This is a genomic window from Arthrobacter sp. JCM 19049, assembly GCF_001310435.1.
Genome location: NZ_BAXF01000817.1, coordinates 1 through 721, shown reverse-complemented (window position 1 = coordinate 721; position 721 = coordinate 1). Strand labels below are relative to the sequence as shown.

Here is a 721-nt window from a genome sequence, read left to right as displayed (position 1 = left end):
CCGCCCGGGCACCGACGCCACCCTGGTGGCCTACGGCCCGAGCGTGTCCACCGCCCTGGAGGCGGCCAAGATCGCCGCCGAGGAGGGCCGGAACCTGGAAGTCATCGACGTGCGCACCATTGTGCCGTTCGATGATGAGACCGTGGCCGCCTCGGTACGCAAGACCGGACGGGCCGTGGTGATCGGCGAGGCCCAGGGCTTCGTGTCCGTGGCCAGTGAAATCACCGCCAGGATCCAGGAGCGCTGCTTCCACTCGCTGGCGGCCCCGGTGCTGCGGGTGACCGGGTTCGACATCCCGTACCCGGCCCCGACCCTGGAAAAGCACCACCTGCCCAGCGCCGAGCGCATCCTCGACGCCGTCGACCAACTGCAATGGGAGGCCTAACGTGATCAAGACATTCCTGCTCCCCGACCTGGGGGAGGGCCTGACCGAGGCCGAACTGGTGCGCTGGATGGTCGCCGCGGGGGACACCGTGGCCGTGGACCAGCCCATCGCCGAGGTGGAGACCGCCAAGTCGCTGGTGGAGATCCCCTGCCCGTTCGAGGGCGTGGTGCACCAGCTGCACGGGGAAGCCGGGCAGATGATGCTGGTTGACGAGCCGTTCATCTCCGTGGCCACCGAGGCCGGGGAAGCCGGCGGCCAGGACTCCGGTTCGCCCGCGGACTCCGAGCCGGCCGAGGGGGCGCTGTCCTACCGTGAGGAGGAGCGTGCCGGAACACG

General features: G+C 70.2%; 2 protein-coding genes. Both read left to right on the top strand.

The features are described 5' to 3' along the window. A partial coding sequence (locus JCM19049_RS16490; RefSeq protein WP_279403459.1) for a transketolase C-terminal domain-containing protein occupies positions 1 to 385 on the top strand: 385 nt, incomplete at its 5' end. Between the two features lies 1 nt (position 386). Continuing rightward, positions 387 to 721, top strand: a 335-nt coding sequence (locus JCM19049_RS16485) for a biotin/lipoyl-containing protein (RefSeq protein WP_304488865.1), incomplete at its 3' end; no start/stop codon positions are given.